Source organism: Streptomyces sp. NPDC005496 (assembly GCF_042872045.1).
In the GTDB taxonomy this organism is placed as follows: Bacteria; Actinomycetota; Actinomycetes; order Streptomycetales; family Streptomycetaceae; genus Streptomyces.
This window is the reverse complement of record NZ_JBIAJQ010000006.1, coordinates 240,856-258,115: the sequence shown is the minus strand read 5'-3', so window position 1 is coordinate 258,115 and position 17,260 is coordinate 240,856. Positions and strand designations below refer to the sequence as shown.

At 68.0% G+C, this 17,260-nt stretch carries 12 protein-coding genes and 2 pseudogenes; 11 read left to right on the top strand and 3 right to left on the bottom strand.

Features of this window, described 5'->3' with window-relative positions:
- Positions 1-51: 51 nt before the first annotated feature.
- A complete protein-coding gene (locus ACFYQQ_RS20295; RefSeq protein ID WP_356170425.1) occupies positions 52-804 on the top strand; it encodes a hypothetical protein in 753 nt (250 codons plus the stop codon).
- Positions 805-886: 82 nt separating this feature from the next.
- Here ACFYQQ_RS20295 and ACFYQQ_RS20290 read toward each other — a convergent pair whose 3' ends face one another.
- Both ACFYQQ_RS20290 and ACFYQQ_RS20285 read right to left on the bottom strand, forming a co-directional pair.
- Complete coding sequence (locus tag ACFYQQ_RS20290; protein WP_388904918.1) at positions 887-4,006, bottom strand: glycosyl hydrolase 115 family protein; 3,120 nt, start codon at positions 4,004-4,006, stop codon at positions 887-889.
- A 252-nt stretch (positions 4,007-4,258) separates the two neighbouring features.
- Positions 4,259-5,329, bottom strand: coding sequence for an endo-1,4-beta-xylanase (locus ACFYQQ_RS20285; protein WP_388904985.1), 1,071 nt, complete (start codon positions 5,327-5,329; stop codon positions 4,259-4,261).
- A gap of 717 nt (positions 5,330-6,046) precedes the next feature.
- On the opposite strand from ACFYQQ_RS20285, the gene ACFYQQ_RS20280 reads away from it, so the two are divergent.
- From ACFYQQ_RS20280 to ACFYQQ_RS20235, 10 genes and pseudogenes are all read left to right on the top strand, one after another.
- A complete protein-coding gene (locus ACFYQQ_RS20280) occupies positions 6,047-7,369 on the top strand; it encodes an SGNH/GDSL hydrolase family protein (protein WP_356170417.1) in 1,323 nt (440 codons plus the stop codon).
- 426 nt (positions 7,370-7,795) lie between these two features.
- Positions 7,796-8,485 (top strand): glycoside hydrolase family 11 protein, encoded by a 690-nt coding sequence (locus ACFYQQ_RS20275; protein WP_388904917.1) that lies wholly within the window; start codon positions 7,796-7,798, stop codon positions 8,483-8,485.
- Positions 8,486-8,714: 229 nt separating this feature from the next.
- Positions 8,715-9,395: pseudogene (locus ACFYQQ_RS20270) on the top strand (polysaccharide deacetylase family protein); the annotation flags it as partial.
- A gap of 279 nt (positions 9,396-9,674) precedes the next feature.
- Positions 9,675-10,076: a hypothetical protein gene (locus tag ACFYQQ_RS20265; RefSeq protein ID WP_356170411.1), complete on the top strand. Its 402-nt coding sequence runs from the start codon at positions 9,675-9,677 to the stop codon at positions 10,074-10,076.
- Between the two features lie 239 nt (positions 10,077-10,315).
- Complete coding sequence (locus ACFYQQ_RS20260) at positions 10,316-11,173, top strand: glycoside hydrolase family 16 protein (RefSeq protein ID WP_355786671.1); 858 nt, start codon at positions 10,316-10,318, stop codon at positions 11,171-11,173.
- A 94-nt stretch (positions 11,174-11,267) separates the two neighbouring features.
- Entirely contained in the window at positions 11,268-11,468 is a 201-nt protein-coding gene (locus ACFYQQ_RS20255; RefSeq protein WP_388904916.1) for a transposase, read from the top strand.
- 106 nt (positions 11,469-11,574) lie between these two features.
- Complete coding sequence (locus tag ACFYQQ_RS20250) at positions 11,575-12,057, top strand: transposase (protein ID WP_388904915.1); 483 nt, start codon at positions 11,575-11,577, stop codon at positions 12,055-12,057.
- Positions 12,058-12,781: 724 nt separating this feature from the next.
- A complete protein-coding gene (locus ACFYQQ_RS20245; protein WP_355786674.1) occupies positions 12,782-13,402 on the top strand; it encodes an ATP-binding protein in 621 nt (206 codons plus the stop codon).
- A 388-nt stretch (positions 13,403-13,790) separates the two neighbouring features.
- Positions 13,791-14,903 (top strand): ABC transporter substrate-binding protein, encoded by a 1,113-nt coding sequence (locus ACFYQQ_RS20240; RefSeq protein WP_355786677.1) that lies wholly within the window; start codon positions 13,791-13,793, stop codon positions 14,901-14,903.
- 575 nt (positions 14,904-15,478) lie between these two features.
- Positions 15,479-15,791: pseudogene (locus ACFYQQ_RS20235) on the top strand (transposase); the annotation flags it as partial.
- 38 nt (positions 15,792-15,829) lie between these two features.
- Here ACFYQQ_RS20235 and ACFYQQ_RS20230 read toward each other — a convergent pair.
- Positions 15,830-17,071: an MFS transporter gene (locus ACFYQQ_RS20230; protein ID WP_356170407.1), complete on the bottom strand. Its 1,242-nt coding sequence runs from the start codon at positions 17,069-17,071 to the stop codon at positions 15,830-15,832.
- Between the last annotated feature and the right edge of the window lie 189 nt (positions 17,072-17,260).

Here is a 17,260-nt window from a genome sequence, read left to right as displayed (position 1 = left end):
GCCGCCCGAGCCACCGCGTCGGGATCTTGCCCGGCTTGCCATACTGCCCGGATGGAGATGCGAGCCGTGGCAGCGGCACAGCGCTGGCTGGCCGACCAGGGCGTCAGCCGGATACGCGACGGGTGGGTGAGCGACGAGAGGCCCGAGCTGTTGCTCACGGCCAACCAAGTGGCACATTCCTGGGCCGGTGATGTGTTCGCCGAAGATCTGACGACAGCCGAGCAACTCCGTTTGGCCTTCGGGTTGCTGGACCTGCTCGATGAGTACTGGGTCACCTGCGAGATCCGGTTCGCGAACGAGGGCCCGGAGGGGCCCTTGCCGGCCGACTTGCTGTGGGACGGCTACCGTCAGCGGCTGGAGGCGGATCGGGACGCCGAGGCCGTGACCTACTCGCTGTGGGTGGACTGGTTCGAGGACCACAAGACTTCCGCCACGGCGTTCGCCGAGGTCCTCGGCAATGACATCGACCGAGTGGTGGCGGAGCGATCGCAGGCCCCACTCCGCCGAGCACGTCGGGTTCTGGAGTGTTCGGGTCCGGTGCGCTGGACGGTGAAGGAGCCGGCCTACCGCACCGCCGCGGGGCTCCCAGCTCTGCACCCGGCCCTCTTTCGCGGCCTTCGGGCCGGCTTCCACGACGTCTACGGCGACCTGGAGCCGGCTGCCGCGCTGTCCCTCCTGGACCGGTTGGACCTCCCCTCGGACACCGAGCACGTTGACGAGCTGCGCCACGTACTCGCCGCGGGCCACAAGAACCACTACCGCAGTCCCGGCGCCTGGGACGACGCGATTCGCTCCTGCTCCTGAGTCGTCGGCCCGGCGGGCCGAAGGCATCGCCTGTCCGACACTCTTCGACGGTCATCCCCTCCGCGCCCGTCGCACGCGTCGGTCAGCGAACGCGGTGGCTCTCCGGCGGGCCCAGGTACGTCGGCGGCAGGCCGCCCGTGTCGACGATCAGACGTTGCACCACGACCGTCGGGTCGACCATCCAGAAGACCAGCTTGTGCGCGCCCGCCCGGGTGATGGTGTGCGTCGTCGACGTCCGGTTGACGTTGTCCGACGTGTGCCGCTCCCAGCGGCGGTTCAGCGTGCCGTCGTCGGGGCCGGTCGCGGCGATGACGTCCACGGTCTTCGGGACGGCGTCGTCGAAGGAGACGGCGTAGCGCAGTCCGGGGCGGGCCAGCGCGGGGTTGCGCGGGGAGAGGTGGGCCCAAACCGTGACCTCGCCGGGGGTCAGCAGCGTCACGTCGTACTCCAGTCGTGGCCCGCCATGGCCGGGCTTCTGCTCGGGGGCCGTGACGGGGGCCGGCGTCATGCCGGCTCCGGTGCGGCCGATCCCCGGGATACGCAGCCAGTCGACGCCGGTGGCGCCGACGGCGCGGGTGTAGTGCTCGGCGTTGACGGCCACGTAACCGCCGGCCTCGACGAAACCCTTCAAGCCGCGCGGCGAGGTGTGGTCGGCCACCGCGCGGACGGTGACGGTACGGCCAGCACCCTCGACCGTGAGCGTGCCCTCGGAGCGTCCTGCGGGAGCCTTCGACCAGTCGACGGTGACGGTCACCCGCGTCTGTTTCCGCACCGTGCCGCGCGGCCGGTCCGCCCTCAGCCAAGGAACGGACGACACGACCCGGTACGGGAAGGGGCTGGTCCCGCGGTTGAAGATCTCCAGATGCTGCGGGGCCCGGGTCTGATACGGGCTGAAGTCCGCCAGCACCGGATCGGTCGTCGCACGTGGCCACCACTCCTGCGAGTCATCGATCGCCACGCCCATCTCGGCGGCCCGGGGCACCTCGATACGGCGTACCGCCGGGAACAGGACGTCTTTGAGAGCCACGTTGTCGAGTTCGGGCTGCTGCCAGGGCGCGTTGGGGCCGTAGCGTTCCACGTCGCCGTAGTCGATGTGCGGCTGGAGCTGGAAGTCCTTCCACTTGCCGTCCGCGATCTCCTCGTTGAAGACGTCTTGGAGGCGGAAGTCCTCGCGCAGGCCGGCTTCGGCCCGGTCCGCACGGTCGTTGGTGGCGGCGCGGCCCTGGGGGGCGTAGCGCAGGTTGGTGAACTCGGCCTCGCGCAGCTCGTAGAGGTTGGCCGTGGCCTGCACGTTGTACCCGATCAGTTCGAACCAGGCGTCCTTGGCGGAGTCGGGCAGAGCGCCGGCGACGCGAGCCGCTTGCTTGCGGAGCTGCCGCCACTCCTCGGTCACTCGTTCCAACTCCGCTCCGTAGAACGGTGTTTGCTGGTCGTTGTACACGACGGCGGTGTCGTCGGTGGCGAGGTCCTTGGCGGGGTCGAGGGTGATACGGCGATTCAGGAGCTCGGGCTTGCGGCGGTGCTGGAGGCTGCCGTAACGGGCGAGGACTTCGGCGATCGCGTCGGCGTGCCTGTCACCGAAGTGCAGGGCGGCGTAAGCCCGTTCCCAGGCCGGGATGCTCTCCAGCCCCCAACGCTGCGGGTTCCAGGCGTGGTCGAGGAAGTACTGGGTGGGCAGCTCGTTGCCCTTGAGGTCACCGGCGTTGGTCATCCACAGCGTCGTGTTGCCGTACGCGACGGCTTGGTGGAGCTGGTCCCACAGGTTCGGCAGGGAGGTGGTGTCGACCCACTTGTAGTTGCGGCCGTCACCGACGTAGTCGAAGTGGTAGTAGAGGCCGTAACCGCCGGAGCGCGGCGGTTCGGCCGGGTCCGGGTGCTTGCGGATGTTGCCCCAGTTGTCGTCGCAGAGGACGACGGTGACGTCGTCCGGCGCGCGCAGGCCGCGGGTCCAGTACCGCTGAACCTCCTTGTAGAGCGTCCACACCTGGGGCAGGGAGCTCGCGGAGCCGGTGAGTTCGGCGATGATCTGCCGCTGGGTGGCGATGATCTCCTGCATCAGCTCGATGCCGTCCCCGTCGGGCAGGCCGGTGTCACCGTTGCCGCGCATACCGAGGGTGACCACGCCCTCGAAGCCCTGGTCGACCATGCGGCGGATGCCGTCACGCCAATACGCCTCGATCGCGGCGCGGTTGCGGCGGAACGACCACTCCCCCGTGCCGCCGTAGGGATCGCGGCCCGGGGTGACGATGTTCCCCTCGGCGTCGCGCTTCGCGGCCACGGCGTGTCGGTTCCACTCCTCGATGCCGCGCATCATCGGGGCCTCGTGGCTGGTACCCATGACGATGCCGTACTCGGCGGCACGGGCGTGGTTCTGTGGGTCGTCCTCGGCGAAGGCGCGGCCCCAGACGGCCGGCCAGAGGTAGTTGCCCTTGAGGCGGAGGACGACTTCGAAGACCTTGGCGTAGAAGTCGGCGTTGAAGCCTCCCGGATGGTTCTCGGCCTTACCCGGACCGAAGTAACGGGGCGCCCAGGTACCGAGGTTGGGGTTCTCGTCGTTGATGAACACACCGCGGTACCGCACGGCCGGTGTGCCCTGGCTCCAGGTGCCGGGGCGGACGAAGACGGCGGACCGGCGGATCGGCTGAACGTCGTCCCACCAGTACCACGGCGAGACGCCGATGCCGCGGGAGACGTCGTAGACGCCGAAGACGGCCCCGCGCTGGTCGCTTCCGGCGATGACGAAGGCGCGGTCCACGCCCGGCATCGGGTCTTCGACGGTGGTCTGCAGGGAGGTCTCCCACTTGTCCCGGATCGCCGACACATCGAGCTTGCCGGCCCTGATCAGACGGTCGAGGAGGGAACTGCGGCCGATGGTGCCGACGATCGCGACTGCTCGGGCGGCGCCGCGCTCGTCGGCCGGTCGTACCCCCGTGACGCGCTCGATGTCGGCACGGAGGTCGGCGGCGGCACGGCGGACCCCGTGGTGGTCCGCGGCGTCGACCAGGACCGGAACGGCACGGCCGGAGACGACCAGGGGGAAGGCGCCGGGTTCGGAGCGGAAGGTGACGTAGGCGCCGGGGTCGGTCGGTCGCAGGACCTCCGCCGCGGCGGCGGAGGCGCGTTCCGCCGCCGGCAGGGAGACGCCGAGCCCGACAGCGGCTCCCGTACCGAGGACGGTTCTTCTGCCGACGTTCCGCGCCATGAGGGCACCCTTCTGCGGGAGATGTGGAAAGCGGGATCGTGCATGCCGCGACGGTTCCCCGCCGTTGACAGCGAGCGGGGGGCCGACGAGACAGCAACAGGCCTGCCGGGTATGCGCGGTGAGCGAGACCGTCTCGACTGCGGCCCAGGATGAGAGCGTGTGGACGGCACGTGGCCCGGTGGAGCGACTGGACAAGACGGAAGGGGCAGGTGGAGATGCCCCCGGCGGCCGCGCCTGCGTGTCGGTGCGGGCTTATTCGGCTGCCGCGGACCGGGGCCTGCCGTCGGCCAGCTCGGACTGCATCGCTCGGTAGGCGGGCTTCGCCCGGTAGTCCTCGTCGAGGATGTTGGCGGCGCCCTGGCCCTCGAACGTGCCCGGCACCCAGGAGTACCTGTCGGTGAAGCCCCACACGGTGAAGGAAATGCAGTGCGGAGTACTCAGGCAGGCGTCGAGGAGTACCCGGTAACCCTCGGCCTGGGTAAGGAGTTTGGTCTCGTCGGCGGGCAGGATCATGCGTACGTCCGCCTCCGTGACGGCCGTGTCCAGACCGAGCTTTTCGAAGCGGGCGAGGTTGGCCCCCATGTCGGTGGGCAGGCCGTACTGGATTCCGACGTGCCCCTGGAAGCCGACTCCGTCGACGGGGACGCCCTCGGCACGCAGCCGGCTCATCAGATCGAGCACGGCGTCGCTCTTCGGCCCGATCCATTCGCCGTTGTAGTCGTTGTAGAAGAGCTTGGCGTGGGGGTCGGCCTGGTGAGCCCAGCGGAACGCGTCGGCGATGTAGCCGGGGCCCAGCTCACGCAGCCAGATGCTGTCGCGCAGTGTCCCGTCGTCATTGAACGCCTCGTTGACCACGTCCCATTGCCAGATGCGTCCTTTGAAGTGGCGCACCGTGTCCGTGATGTGGCGGTGAAGGATGTCGCGCAGCTCATCGGCCGTGAAGTCGCCGGACGTGAGCCAGGACGGCAACTGGTTGTGCCAGACGAGCGTGTGGCCGCGGACCTTCTGGCCGTTCTGCTCGGCGAACCGGACGAGCCGGTCCGCGGCGGCGTAGTCGTACTCCCCCCGCTTCGGTTCGATCGACTCCCACTTCATCACGTTCTCCGCGGTCACCGTCGAGAACTGGGTGCGGGTGAGCCGACGATAGGTGGAGTCCTCGGTGAGGGCCGTCATGTCGACGGCGGTGCCGATCCGCAGATGGTCGTCGACGGCGAGCTGCCGCAGGGAACGGCCCTGTGGGCCGGCCCCGTCCTCGGCACCAGCTGCGGAGCCCGCCGTGGCGAGCGGCAGTAGTGCGAGAGACGAGGTCACGGCGGCGGCCATGACGAGGCGCAACTTCTTCACGTGCACTCCTTGAGCGGCTGGGCACAGTGGGCCGGGCAGCCGAGTGGCGGTGCGGACGGGGTGACTGACAGGTGATCGCCAGCTCGAAAAAGCATCGGGATCTCGAAAGTTTCGTACGTTCCGAAAAGGCGCTGCGTCAAGCTATTGGCCGACCGTCCGACCGTCAACCCAGGTAGCGCGCCAATCTTTAACGGTCCGTTGAGCGCTACAGCCAGGCAGGACGATTGACCGACTGGTCAGGCGGACGTAGATTCGGCGCATCCATTCGCGCTCCATTTCGAAACATTCGGACCGCCTAGTCGTCCGCCTCTTCCGCTGATCTGCAGGTCCCGCCACCTGCGGACGCCGCAGAAAGGCGGCCACGTGGTGTACCGAAGTCGCTGCGTGTTCATCGCGCGGCCCGGTTGACCGCTGATCCACTTGCCGCCCGAGCGCTGGGGTCGAAAGACGACGCGCAACCGTGTCGCCGACCGTATCCTCCGCAACCGCGTTCGGGTCTGCACCATTTGGAACCGGACGCCGCCGACGCCGTCATGCACCGCCGCGAGCACGGGCCCAGCCGGTCCCGCACGCCCCGGGACGCGCAGAGATTCTCTGATGCCCGGTCAATCGGCTTTCCCTCAGGCCGTACCAGCCCTCAAGAGCAGGACCAGAAACGGCACACAGCCCCGTATGGGCAATGGAAGGAATCCCTTCATGAAGCGCATGCCCTACCTGGCGAGCACCGTCGCAGCGGCCCTCGTCACGGCAGGCCTCGCCCTGAACCAGACACACAGCACATACGACGCGCAGCCCGACAGATCCTCCGCCGCGCGGTCCGTCTCGGCGACGACCTCGGGTGGCCACTGGGTGGACGCCTGGGCGTCCATGCCGCAGCTGACCGAGCCGGGCAACATGCCGCCCGCGCCGTTCACACAGGCCGATCGGGTATTCAACGACGCCACGCTGCGGCAGACCGTGCACGTCGCGGTCGGAGGACAGCGCGTGCGGCTCCGCTTCTCCAACGCCTTCGGCGGCACCGATCTGCCCGTCACCGCCGTCTCGGTGGCGCGCCCGGCGGGCGGAAAGGCGGGCGTCGACGCGATCGTGCCCGGCAGCGACCGACGGGTGACGTTCGGCGGGCAACCCGGTTTCGACATCCCACTCGGCGCCCAGGCCGTGAGCGATCCGCTGGACTTCGACGTCCGTCCCGGAAGCAACCTCACCGTGACGCTGTACCTCGTGCGGGGACAGACTTCCACCTCCGTCACCTCCCACCCCGGCTCCCGGACCACGTCCTACATGCTCGCCGGTGACCACCTGAACGACGCCGAACTGCCCGGGACCACCACCGTCGATCACTGGTACTTCCTGAGCGGTCTGGAGGTGTGGTCCAAGCGTCACACTTCGGCCACCGTCGTCCTGGGTGATTCTTTGAGCGACGGCCGCGGGTCCACCACCAACGGCAACGACCGCTGGCCGGACCAGTTGCAGACACGGCTGCAATCCCGTCCCGACACGGCCGACGTCGCGGTCGTCAACGAGGCCGCCGGCGGTAATCGTGTCCTGCGCGACGGTCTGGGCCCCAACGCCCTTGCCCGGCTGGACCGCGACGTCCTCGCCCGGAGCGGCGCGAACCGACTGATCGTCTTCGAGGGTGTGAACGACATCGGCACCGCGGGCACCTCCACGGCGGACGCACAGCAGATCACGGCCGAACTCGTCGGTGCCTACCGGCAGATCATCACCCGTGCCCACGCCCAGGGCATCCGCGTCTACGGTGCCACGCTCACCCCGTTCGGCGGAAACGTCTACGACGACCCGGATGGCGTCCACGAGTCCGCCCGGCAGGCAGTCAACCGGTGGATCCGCACCAGCGGCCGGTTCGACGCCGTCGTCGACTTCGACCGGGCGGTCGGCGATCCGCACGACCGTCGCCGGCTGCTGCCGGCCTACGACACGGGTGACCACCTCCACTTGAACCCGGCCGGGTACAAAGCCCTGAGCGACAGCGTCCCCGCCGCCCTCTTCCACCCGTAGCGGACACCGTGAAGCCCGCGCCGCGTCAAGGACTGCGGGCGTATTGGCAGTTCGGGCAAATGATGCGCACCATCCGCAGTCGCAGGTAGCGACGGTTCGGGGCGGATTGTGTCCGAGGAAGTCCAACTCCTGATTCAGCACCCTGATCAGCTCCCGAAATATTTCGAATGATGGCCTGCGGCATCCGTCACAAAGTTTCGATGAAGTTTCGGAAACATTGCCATTGACCGCCGTTCCGGGCCGGGCGCATACTCACCAGCGATCGGGACTTTCAAGGCGCACAAGCCTGTCGCGATTGGCATGTACCTGTCACTCGTCGCGGCCGGCCTTATGCGACCGCCTCGACTCCACCGTGCTCTCGACGGATCCCCGCACGTGTCTCGCCACCTGGCACCCCCACCAGTCTCACCAGGAGGAACCATGGACATGGACAAGTCTCTTGCCCACCCGATGAACCGCAGGGGCTTCATCGGCCGCGCCGGCGCCCTGGCGCTCGGCGCGTCCGCCTCGGGACTGCTGTTGCCCAGCACAGCGCACGCCGCCACCGTCATCACGACCAACCAGACCGGCACCAACAACGGCTTCTACTACTCGTTCTGGACCGACGGCGGCGGCTCGGTCTCCATGACCCTCGGCTCGGGCGGGAACTACAGCACCTCGTGGAGGAACTGCGGGAACTTCGTCGCCGGCAAGGGCTGGAGCAACGGCGCGCGCAGGAACGTGAATTACTCGGGCAGCTTCAGCCCGTCCGGCAACGGATACCTGGCGTTGTACGGGTGGACCTCGAATCCCCTCGTGGAGTACTACATCGTCGACAACTGGGGCACGTACCGGCCCACGGGGACCTACAAGGGCGCCGTGACCACCGACGGCGGCACGTACGACATCTACCAGACGACGCGCTACAACGCCCCTTCCGTGGAAGGCACCAAGACCTTCAACCAGTACTGGAGCGTTCGGCAGTCGAAGAGGACGGGCGGCACGATCACGACCGGCAACCACTTCGACGCCTGGGCCCGCTACGGGATGAGGCTGGGCAGCTTCAACTACTACATGATCCTCGCCACCGAGGGTTACCAGAGCAGCGGGAGCTCCAACATCACCGTGTACGGGTGACCTGCGGGTCGCAGGGCCGGGGTTCCCGGTGTCCCGAACCCAAAGACTCGGGGACTCGGAATCCATGCCATCCGGCCCTGCGACCGGGCTCCCTCGTACAGCCCGACGGCGACAGCGACGTCAACCGCACGAGCCCTCTTGTCGAGACGGGACGGCGCTCACGCCAGTCGGCCGTCCGATGCCCCCCACCGCGGCCGCCACACCGCGGGCACGAGGAGGACCACACCGCATGCGAAACAAGCCACGTATCTTGGCCACGGGACTCGCGGTCGTCGCGACAGCCGTGGCAAGCACCGTCACGTCCGCCGCCGAAGCCGCCCCGGCTCACGCCGCTGCCTGCACGGGCTACGTCGGGCTCACCTTCGACGACGGGCCGTCCAACGCCCACACGCCGGCCCTGCTCAACGCGCTCAGGCAGTACGGGCTGCGCGCCACGATGTTCAACGAGGGCCAGTACGCCGCCGCCTACCCCGCCCAGGTACGGGCCGAGGTCAGCGCCGGCATGTGGATCGGCAACCACAGCTACACCCACCCGCACCTGACCCAGCAGTCCCAGGCGCAGGTCGACTCCGAGATCTCCCGGACTCAGCAGGCGATCGCCAACGCGGGCGGCGGCACGCCGAAGCTCTTCCGGCCTCCCTACGGTGAGACCAACGCGACGGTGCAGTCGGTCGAGGCTAAGTACGGCCTGACCCAGATCATCTGGGACGTCGACTCCCAGGACTGGAACGGCGCCAGCACCGACGCGATCGTGCAGGCCAACGCCCGGCTTGGCAACGGCCAGATCATCCTCATGCACGAGTGGTCCGCCAACACCCTTGCCGCGATCCCGCGCATCGCACAGACGCTCGCGAACAAGGGCCTGTGCGCGGGAAGGATCTCTCCGCAGACCGGACGGGCCGTGGCCCCCTGACACAAACGGCGTCGGCACCGCCGCACGTCCCAGGCGCTGCGGGAGGGCAGTTACAGGGCCCGCCCGCACGTCCTGTTCGCAAGAAGGTGTGGGCTGGTCCGAGGCTCACCGGGGCTGACCACCGAGTGATGTGGAGCGCGTGGAAGGAGTACTCGCGGACGACGTCGATCACAGATACGGTGCCCCCGAAGTCAGATACGGGGGCGAATCACGTTGGAGCGACGGAAGCTGATCGGGATCGGGGCAGGGCTGGCGGTCCTGCCCGCCTGGTGGGCCGTGCGTCAGGTGTCGAACGGGGACAAGGAGGACTGGCGCACCGACACCGCGCCGCTGGAGCGGGCGTTCCCGCTGCTGGGCCCGCTCTCCGACGCAAGGTGGGTGAGCAGCCGTGACGACGATCGGGGCCTACCGTCGCCGGAGCTCGTGATCTCGGGCTTCGCCCGGCTGACACCGGCGAGGTTTTCCGAGCTGACAGCGGCCCATGCTTTCGTCTCCGAGGGTCCAACCAATGACTTCTCTTCGTGGTTCGAGAAACCGCTGAAGGGTGAGGGGCCGGAGCACCCGCAGTGGATCCGGTCGGACGAGCTGGATCGCGACGGCAGCGGCCACTCCACCAACCTGTGGTTCGACCGTCGCAGCGACACCGTCCGCTTCTGGGCACTCAACCCGTACGGCTAGAGAGACGTCGCAGGTCCCTTACGACCGTAGCTTCCACAGCCTCCCCCGCGTACCAGCTTCGGCGCTCTCGCACGGTAGCCGCCGCCGGGCCACCAGACTCCCCCACCGCGTACTCGGCAAAGGGCCTTTTGTACTGTAAGCGGGACGTGCGCGGACCCGGGCCTTCCCGAGACCGGTCACCTTCACGGCGATGAATAGACCACGTTCACCGTCCTTCCATCGCTTTCAGGAGCAGCGCGATGAACCGTCGTACACGCTTGGCGCTCGTGCTCGCGCTGGGCGGACTACTCGTCGGATGTAGCTCCGCTGCCGACACCCCGTCAGCCTCGTCGACCGAGGAGCAGCCGTTCTGGCAGGCCGAGTTCGACGGTGCGGCGGCTACACGCCCATCCGAGAAGTCCTGGAACACGGAGACCGGGAACCGGGACGCCGAGGGGTGGGGCAACAACGAGCTCCAGTACTACACGGACAGCCCGAAGAACTCGGCTCTCGACGGTTCAGGTCATCTCTTGATCTCCGCACGACCAGCGCCCTCGGGGTCTGAACTGCCCTGCTACACGCAGAAGTTCTGCGACTGGACGTCGGCGCGTCTGACCACCGAGGGAAAGGTCGCGCTGACCCGAGGACGCGTGGAGATCCGCGCGAAGATACCCACAGGTGAGGGGCTGCTTCCGGCGATCTGGATGCTCGGCAACAACGGAGTCGAGTGGCCCGGTCAGGGCGAGATCGACATCTGCGAAGTAGTCGGTGGAGAGCCACGAACGGTGTACGGCACGGCGCATGGCCCGACCTACTTCAACGAGGACGGGATCGGCGGCTCCACGACTCTCCCGGCCGACGCCTCGAAGGCGTTCCACACCTACGCCGTCGACAAGCAGCCGCATCGGATCACCTGGTCCGTCGACGGGAAACCGTACTTCACGCTGACGCCTTCGAAGTTGCCCGCACCTCGCGACTGGGTCTTCGAACAGGACATGCACCTCCTGCTCAATGTCGCCGTAGGTGGCGACTGGCCCGGCCCTCCCAACGCCTCGACACCGTCGCCCGCAACGATGACGGTCGACTATGTGCGCTTCTATGGCAAAGGGCGCGCTTAGAGCTCGTAACGCGATCTTGTTGAAGCGTGCTGATGAGGCGTAACCGGTGTGACGATTCGGCCGTTCGCGGGGTGTGGGTACTCGAAGTTGGATCGTGGACGATGAGTTGTGGGCGCTGATCGAGCCGTTGCTGCCGCCGTGGCCGGAGCGGTCCCCGGGGCCACGACCGGTGGCAGATCGGCTCTGCCTCCAGGGCGTCCTGTTCGTCCTCGACAATGACATAGCCTGGCAACTCCTGCCCCTGGGGCTGGGGTTCGGCTCGGGGCAGACCTGCTTGCGGCGTCTGGAGCGGTGACAGCAAGCAGGAGTCTTCGACCGGCTGCACCGGGTTCTGCTCGCAAAGCTGAACGTGGCCGGCGAACTCGACTGGTCACGTGTGTGCGTGGACGGCTCTCACGTCCGTGCGAAAAGGGGGGCGCCGACACCGGTCCGTCGCCGGTCGACCGGCTGAAAACGGCAGCAAACGCCACCCGATCTGCGACGGACGTGGCACCCCGCTCAAGGTCATCACGACTGCGCCCAACGTTAACGACGTCACCCGGACCCTCACCCTGGTCGACGGCGTCCCGCCCGTCGCGGGCCGCCCCGGCCGGCCCCGATGCAGGCCCGAAGCCCTACTCGGCGACAAGGGCTACGACTCCAATGCCCACCGCGACGAGTTGCGTCGCCGACGGATCCTGCCCGTAATCTCCCGCAACGGATCACCGAACATCAAGGGCCTGGGCAAGCTCCGCTACGTCGTCGAGCAGACCTTCGCTCTGCTCCACCAGTTCAAACGCCTCGCCGTCCGCTGGGAGCGTCGCACCGAACTCCACGAGACCCTCGTCTCCCTGGCCTGCAGTCTCATCTGCTGGCGACGGCTTCGGGAGTCCAAAAACGACTGACCGGTGTCACGGCAGGCCAGGGCCCCAGCGGGCTGCTTCAGAACGTTGGTACCCTCCGCACCTACGGCGAGGCAGGGGAGACGATCATGGGAGCGGTGCCGTCGAGCCCTCCGAGCCGCCGGTTCAGAGGAACTGGCCTCGGTGTCCTCTTCGGTGGACTGACCGCAGTGGTTTCCACTGCTGCCATAGGGAATGCGTGGGCTGCTTGTGACATCGGCAATGGCGTAACCAATGGCATGACCTTGCTGGTTCTTGCGCCTCTCATATGGATCGCCGCTGCGGTTCCGTTGGTGATCCTGCACAGCACCCTCGGAAGACGTCATCGCAGGACAGCCCTGGCTGCAGGGCTCGTCTTCGCCCTGTGGTGCGCCTGGTTCCTTGTCACATGGCTCGGCATGCCGGACTCCTACCCCGCCCCGTTGTGCCCGGGCAATGTCCCACCCTGGTGGCCGAGCTTCATCCCAGCATGACTCCGGCGTAGCCCGTGAACGGCCTCGGCACCGGCAACCTCCCAACAACGCCCCCGGCCAGCCCTGGCACGCCGGCAAGATCGTGTTATGAGTTCTTAGATTCGAGAATCACGGTGCCCGCTTGTCGAACGATGCGCCCGAGAACACCGGATCGGCAGGAGGCGGTCGATCGTCCGGTCCGCCGCCGCCTTGGGCACCCCGCACAGGGGCACCGGCCAAACAACCTGGGCTTCAGATGGTTTCATACTGAGCTGGTGGACACATCAAGGACCTCCTGGCGCAACACCACGCACGACTGGGCGAGCGAGGTGGACCTCGACCATCTCGCCCAGATCCGCCGCAACCCGGGCGAGCTCGCTCCCAGCGGCCTCCGGCACCTGATCCTCGAAGTCGTTGCGTACGCGGCCGACGAGGCTGAGTGCAACGAGGGTGGACGCTGTACTGTCACCCTTCATCCCGATGGTTCGGTGTCTGTGGCCGATGACGGACGGGGCACCGACACTCGCATCGGCGAGGATGGCCGGGTCGTCAAGAAGCCGATCATGGCCTCGAAGGATCTCAGGTTTTTCGACCTCCCCGACGCACAGCTGCTTCCGGATGGTCATCCGCGTCGAGGCATGTCCGTTGTCGCGGCGCTCAGCGAGTGGCTCGTCCATATCAACCGTCGCGGCGGCGGGGCATGGACTCAACGCTACGAGAGCGGCGTCCCCGTGACCGATCTGACCCAGATCACCAATGACGGAACGACAGGGACGCTAGTCCACTTCCGCCCGTCAGCGGGGACGGCGAACGCGCTCACACCGCAGGACCTACAGTGCACCATGTCGTGGCCCCACCTATCCGTCACTATCGACGATCAGCGCGTCCACCAATAGGGCTTTCGCTGTCATTCGACAGCCAACCTAGATCGCTCGCGGCTATGGGGAGAGATGGCGAGCGGTCCCGCTTTCCGCATCCGCGAGTGATCCGACGCGCCGTGCAGCGCTCCGGCATCACCCTCGACCACGTCCGCGAAATCACCGAGACCGTCCTCCACCCCCAGGGTGGCCGTACCTGAAGCCCAGCAGCGAGAACGGGCATCGACAACATCCCAGTCCTGCTCATAACCAGTTGCCTGTCAGTGACCGGGGTGGATGCAATGAGCGGCATGGCCACCCGGGTGCTCCTGCCGCGGCAGGAGGAGGCGAACGCGTACCACCCCCATCGCGCCAGTCCCCGTCCGACCCCATCGCAGCCGCATCGTCATAGAGGAGACGTCAGCGCATGAGCAGGCCGTCAACAGCGCTCACAACCGACCGACTTGCGGCATCATCCGTCCGGCTCGGCGTTCTCGTCCCGTTGTCTCGGCCGGGATGGTCGGAGGCGGGCCGGCACTTGTTGGCCGGACTCCAACTGGCTGTTGCTGAAGTCAATGAAGCCGGTGGCATCGCTGGACGACCTCTTGAACTGGAGGTCCGCGACACCGCGGCAGATCCCCAAAAGGCCGCAGCGGCCGTGGATGCTCTGGCCGAGTCGGGTGTCGTTGCCCTGGCGGGGGAATACCACAGCGTCGTGGCCCGCTCCGTCGCCGCGCGGGCGGACCTCCTGGGTCTGCCGTTCCTCTGCTCATCCGCGGTTCTCGACGCCCTCACCGATCAGCCGACGGAGTGGGTCGCGCGCCTTGCACCGGCACAGTCCCACGGTTGGCGGATCTACGCTGACTTCCTCCTGGGCGCGGGCCATAGCCGCATCGCCGTAGCAGCCGAGCCGAGCGTCTACTGGGCGTCAGGGACCCGCATTCTGCGGGACTGTCTCGCGTCGCACGGCTGTACGGTCATCGAGCTCGGTCTGCCCACCGGCACCCCTGGCGCCCTGTGTGACGAACTTGTCCGCAATGACGCTACGGCGCTGCTTCTCCTGGTGGGCCATCCGGAGCCGGCCGTGTCGATCGTTCAGGCGGTCCGCCGGGACCAGCGCCTGGCTGACCTCTTGATCGGCGCCCCTGCCGGGCAGCCCGAGTTCGCCGAGTGGGTGACGCTCCTGGGCGAGAACGGCAGCGGAATCCCGTTCCTGCGCTATCTGCCCGAGACCCCGCCCCCTCTCGGGGCACGCGTCCGAGCGGCTCTGCAGGAGCGACTGGGCGAAGCCCCCTCCTTTGTGGCGTTCGAGGGTTACGACACAGTCGTCGTCCTTGCCGATGCGCTGCGTTCGTACGGAACGGAGCGGAGGCGCATCGCCGAATCCTGGTCGCGCGTCGTAGTCGAAGGCACACGCGGGCAGATCAGGTTCTCTCGCCCGCCGGGGATCAACGTGTGGCAGTGGGCCTGGGCGCCGGTCCAGGTCGTCGATCGAGACCCGGCCGCTCCCAATCGCCTCCGCGTTCTGCACTGGGGATGAGCGCGCAAGGAATCAGGACGCCGAAACCAGGGCAGCGGAGCAGCCGGCGTCCAGCCCACCCTCCGGACAGCGGCTGTGCGCCGCGCGGCCGTCGACCGCTCCCCTACCACCACCCCGGCGGATTTTGTCTCACAGTGGCAGCGCGGCATCCGGCCGGGCGGCATGGTAACCGACCCGGACAAACCGGAACATTCGGCTTGCCCAGGGCGGTTCAGTCAGCGGTCGGTCCTAGCAACTGCGGTGATTCGCTGATGGAGAATGCTGTCAGCGGCGGAGCCTCCTACGCAGCCAAAGAAACCCGATCACTCCACCCACGACGACCAGGTACAGGGTCAGCGGTCCGTCGTTGAGGATGAGTCCAGGCATGGCGATGACGGCCACGATCAGGAGCCATCCGCATCCGGCCAACCCGATGTCCGCTGCATCAGGACGACTCCCTTCGTTGTCCACCCGTTCCCCATTCGCTGACTGGTATCTGATCGGCACACTATTTGGACAGCTGGCGTGCGTAGCACCACTGTTTGAAACCGTACGCCGCCCCGTCAGGCTCGGTGAGCGACTGCGCCGTCGTTGAAGCCATCATCCGCGGGCTGCGCGGGCGGCCACGTCACCTGGCCGCTCCGGCTGTTCACCGACCGCGGCTACGACTACGACAAGTACCGCCGACTTCTCCGGGCCCGCGGCATCACACCAAAGTTCGCTCGCAAGGGCACCGCGCACGGCTCCGGGCTGGGAAAGACCCGCTGGGTCGTCGAGCGGACCTTCGCCTGGCTCCACCAGTTCAAACGACTCCGGATCCGCTACGGGATACGCGACGACCTCCACCTCGCACTCCTTCAACTCGCCTGCAGCGTCATCTGCTTGAGGAAACTCCGAACCTCATTCTGAAACGATCAGTTAGCGGCCCCCGGCCGGGGGGGCGGGAGTCAGCCTGCGGTCTTCGTGAAGTCCAGGTCGGCGTGGCGGACGGCGTGGGAGGCGGTGGAGACCGTGGCGCCGAGCATGCTGATGCAGCCGAAGAGGAGGAAGGTGGGGCCGGCGCCCCACCCTTCCACCAGGAGGCCGAAGAGCGGGAACATCACCGGGGTGATGCCGACCGCGCTGAGCGCCTGGACGGAGGCGACCCGGCCCTGGAAGGCGAGGGCGGTGTTGGCCTGCATCAGGGCAAGAGCCAGACCGCCGCAGAGGCCGGAGACCAGGCCGGAGACGAGCGCCACGGCGACTGCGAGGGCGAGGTTCGGCATGACGCCGATCAGGCCGATGCCGGCGGAGGCGACGAGCAGGGTGATGTTGTGCCAGTGGCCGGCCCGGGGGAAGCGGCCGCGCACGACGAGCAGGAACGAGGTCGAGCAGACGCCGGCGCTGAGGGCGGCGTTCACCCAGGCACCGCCGGAGGGTCCCCAGCCGCGTTCCTCGGCGAGCATGATGACGCCGATCGCCATGGGCGGGATGCAGCCGATCATGGAGAGCAGTCCGGAGAGGACGAGTGGGCCGACGACGGGCTCGTGGCGAAGGTAGGCGATGCCGTCGAGCAGGTCGCGGCGGACGGTGGAGTCTGGGGCGGGCTGTTCCGCGGGCGGCAGCGGGGCGAGCCGGACCGCGACCAGGAGGAACAGCGAGAGGGTGAAGAGTGCGCCGGTCACGGCGAACGCGGCGGCGGGGCCGCCAAGCCCCATCGAGAATCCGGTGAGCGGCGGGCCGGCGATGTGGCCGGACCGCTGCACCAGATTGCGCAGGCTCTGCAGCCTCATCAGCTGGTCGCGGCCGGTGAGCCGGGGCGGCATGGCTCCGACTGCCGGCATGAACAGGGCGTCCACGACGCCGAAGACGAGGGCGAGCGCGACGAGCAACCAGAGGCCGGGGGTGCTGAACGCGAGCGCTGCGGCGGCCGAGAGGATCACCACGGCGCGGACCGCGTCAGAGGAGATCACCACCCTGCGCGGGCCGAACCGGTCGGCGATCACCCCGCCGCCGAGCATGAGGATCGCCCGGGGTATCGCGCCGACCGCCATCACCAGGCCGACCTGGGCCGGTCCGGCCACCTTCTGTGCGGCCCAGCCCAGCGCCACGAAGTAGGCGGCGTCGCCGACCACGGAGAAGGTGTAGGCGATCAGCCAGCGCAGGACGTTGCCGTCCCGGTGCACCGGGGTGGAGGGGGTATCGGCCACGGCGGGGGCGGGCGGGGCCACGTCGTGAAGAGGTTCATCTGCTCGCGAGGTCACAAACGCGCATGATCTCCCACAACGTTGGCCCGTACAACGGAATTGCCGGCCGGAGGTTGACTCTCCGGCGGCGGCGCGGACCACCACCGTCAGCCGCTACCAGCGGACCAGGAGACTCCGGGCGTCGCGGATGAG

Excerpts from the sequence above, each read along its gene's own strand:
- ACFYQQ_RS20280 (WP_356170417.1), top strand. The coding sequence starts at position 6,047 with ATGAAGCGCATGCCCTACCTGGCGAGCACCGTCGCAGCGGCCCTCGTC.
- ACFYQQ_RS20295 (WP_356170425.1), top strand. The coding sequence starts at position 52 with ATGGAGATGCGAGCCGTGGCAGCGGCACAGCGCTGGCTGGCCGACCAG.
- ACFYQQ_RS20275 (WP_388904917.1), top strand. The coding sequence starts at position 7,796 with ATGGACAAGTCTCTTGCCCACCCGATGAACCGCAGGGGCTTCATCGGC.
- ACFYQQ_RS20260 (WP_355786671.1), top strand. The coding sequence starts at position 10,316 with ATGAACCGTCGTACACGCTTGGCGCTCGTGCTCGCGCTGGGCGGACTA.
- ACFYQQ_RS20240 (WP_355786677.1), top strand. The coding sequence starts at position 13,791 with ATGAGCAGGCCGTCAACAGCGCTCACAACCGACCGACTTGCGGCATCA.
- ACFYQQ_RS20290 (WP_388904918.1), bottom strand. The coding sequence starts at position 4,006 with ATGGCGCGGAACGTCGGCAGAAGAACCGTCCTCGGTACGGGAGCCGCT.
- ACFYQQ_RS20285 (WP_388904985.1), bottom strand. The coding sequence starts at position 5,329 with ATGGCCGCCGCCGTGACCTCGTCTCTCGCACTACTGCCGCTCGCCACG.